The following is a 2761-nucleotide window of genomic DNA, read 5'->3' as shown; positions in this document are numbered from 1 at the left end:
GCCGGCCGATGATGATGAAAACGTGTCCATACACCATTGTCACCACCCAAACCCGTCAACCATGCCCCAGGACATACCGTCAACCATGCCCCGACACATGCGTCAACTATCCGCTGAAGCTAAACACTTCAATGGGGAAAAGATGTATTGCCAAACCAAGCCCAATATCGCCTGAGCCGGAACTCCAAGGAAGAAAAACAGCGACCGAGCAAAGTTGCGTCCTAAAAACTGCTTATTGAGTACCACAGCAAGCCAGATTGCGAAAACCGTAACCAGAGCTGTCGACGCAACGGTGAACATGATCGTGAAGCCCAGTCCACCAAGCAATGATGGGTCGGTCAACACCGATACATAATTCGACAACCCCACAAAACTGAATTCACTGGTGTACCCATTGTAGTCGGTGAATGAGTACCAGATCGTATTCGTTAAGGGAATAAGGGTCAATATGACGAACACAATGAGCAGCGGAGCGGTAAATGCCACCGGCATATACCGATTAAAAGCGGTCTGCGACATGTGCCTGTGTTCGCGCGGCTGCGATGTATGAGACATGGGAATCATATCCTTGATGTTTTCGATAGGAGTCAGGTGCGGCACCGCTCGATAATGCGCGGTGCCGCACCTCGCTGTCAACGAGCCGACTGCATTTTCTGGTCCAAGGATTTCACCAATTCCTCAGGAGTGGTTTTACCTTGAATCATCTCTTGGGTCTTGGCGATTTGATCAGCGGTAATCGGCGCAGGATCCTTTTGGAAAATGGTCCAGAAGATGTTGCCCTTCTCCGTTGCCTCATACGCAGCTTCAAAGCCTTTCTGAGCCGGTGCAGTATATTTCGAGGAAATCGAAGCATAGCCGTTACCCTCACAATACAGCTTGAGGCCCGTCTCGGAATTGATGAACCGGAGCAGCTTCTTGGCGGCTTCCTGCTTCTCAGGCGAAGATTTTGCCGAAATCGCGAAGCCATGATCAACCGCTCCGGCAACGAACGGCTCTCCACCGGGATATGCGGGGAATGGGGCAACGCCATAGTTCATACCGGACTTCTGCAGAGTCGGGGCATCCCAAATACCGGTGGTGTACATACCGAGATCATTGGACAGGAATGCCTGATTGAGCGCATCTCCCGTCAGAGACAACGAATCAGGAGTCAGGATACCCTCATCGATCGCCTTCTTCCATACGTTCAGCACCGGCAGATACTCCTTCGCAAACGTGGTCTTGCCATCAGCGATCTTCTGATCGACTTCCGTCTCGCCTTCGGCCTTGTACTTGCTGCCAAGCAAAGCTTCAAACGAATAGGAGAACGCACCCTGACCCTCAAGGAAGGGATATGTCACGCCGTTGGATTTCATTTTCTTGCCCATTGTGATGAAGTCATCCCATGTCGTGGGAAACTCATCATAGCCTGCGGCTTTCACCAAATCTTTGTTGTAGACAATGAATCCCATCCAAGCCTGAGTCGGCATGCCGTAAATTTTCCCGTCTTTGGCGAACGTCGAAAGATACGTATCAGGTATGCCTTCCAGTGCCGCATCTCCAGAAAGGTCAAGAGCGACCTTGTTATTCTTGATATCGACCAAGTTATCGGAAATGATAGTGAAGACATCCGGCGTCTTGTTTCCTGCAATACGAGTCTGCAGACTTTGCGCGTAGTCTCCTGACGTAGGCATATAGCTTGCCTTCAGCACAATGTCAGGATTTTCTTTCTGAAATTCCTTGAACATGGCCGAGACCTGGGTCTCCAGATCATAGACATAAACGTTAAGTTCGGTTTTGCCGGAAGCAGATGTCCCACTTCCGCAAGCCGCTAAAGACAACGTTACGGCAACTGCCGCAACACCGGCAAATAGTTTCTTAACTCCCATTTTTGTTTCTCCTTCTTGAGAATGAATCTATGCTGCATTGCATAGGCAACAATGTCGGCTAGAACGGTTCGACAATGAACGTCTGCTCTTAGCCAGATCAGTCACCACCTTCCTTCTTCAAAACAAACCAAACAACTCCATGAGCTTCGATGTCAGCATGAATGACTCGGTTCACGCCTTGACCTTCGATATGGATCAAGTCCCGAGCGGACCCGTTCCACAAATTACGCACAATCCATTGATCGGTAGCAGCGGCAACCCCGACCGCACTTTGCAGTTCCAGCTGGCATGAATGAGGTTGGTCTCCCGTCCAAAACAACGCGATATAGACGCCTCCCGGATATAGAGAAGCAGTACCATCCGGCCGGTCGGCAGCCACGGCACGCCATACGATGTAGTCACCGATATACGTGGAATCATCACCCCATACGCGACGAACACGTTCCCGAATAATCTCTCGATTATCCGACGATCCGGCAGTGACCTCTCGGAGCATGGGATTGGATAGCAGTTCGATCGTCCTTGTCTCGCTGGTGGGCAGATCTCCCCCAACCATCAGAGGACTACGTGCCATACTCCAGAGCGTGAGCATCGTCCGCTGTTCGGCATCGGTCAAAAGCGATTGACGATCATTCCCCTGCTCCGCAGTGATGCCGATATGGCCAAGCGGAAGCATATCGGCGTCAGCCCAGTGACCATCGCCTTGATAAGGAGCCCAGTGGGCCAGCCTTGCGAATTGTGCATAGCAATCGCTCCATTTATCCCATTGTTTAGCTTCAGCGGATAGTTGACGCATGTGTCGGGGCATGGTTGACGGTATGTCCTGGGGCATGGTTGACGGGTTTGGGTGGTGACAATGGTGTATGGACACGTTTTCATCATCATCGGCCGGC

2 protein-coding genes and 1 pseudogene are annotated in these 2761 nt (G+C 51.3%); all 3 read right to left on the bottom strand.

From position 1 onward, the window contains the following. Positions 1 to 102: 102 nt before the first annotated feature. Positions 103 to 600: a carbohydrate ABC transporter permease gene (locus DSM100688_RS11690; protein WP_170286293.1), complete on the bottom strand. Its 498-nt coding sequence runs from the start codon at positions 598 to 600 to the stop codon at positions 103 to 105. A 32-nt stretch (positions 601 to 632) separates the two neighbouring features. After that, a complete protein-coding gene (locus DSM100688_RS11685) occupies positions 633 to 1868 on the bottom strand; it encodes an ABC transporter substrate-binding protein (RefSeq protein WP_152359259.1) in 1236 nt (411 codons plus the stop codon). A 97-nt stretch (positions 1869 to 1965) separates the two neighbouring features. Beyond that, positions 1966 to 2761 (bottom strand): annotated as a pseudogene (locus DSM100688_RS11680) (hypothetical protein); the annotation flags it as partial.

The sequence above is a fragment of the Bifidobacterium ramosum genome (assembly GCF_009299505.1).
Taxonomy (GTDB): Bacteria; Actinomycetota; Actinomycetes; order Actinomycetales; family Bifidobacteriaceae; genus Bifidobacterium; species Bifidobacterium ramosum.
The sequence above is the reverse complement of the archived record's forward strand: the minus strand, read 5'-3'. Positions and strand labels throughout refer to the sequence as shown.

Coding starts and splice junctions, on each gene's coding strand:
- DSM100688_RS11685 (WP_152359259.1), bottom strand. CDS start 1,868: ATGGGAGTTAAGAAACTATTTGCCGGTGTTGCGGCAGTTGCCGTAACG.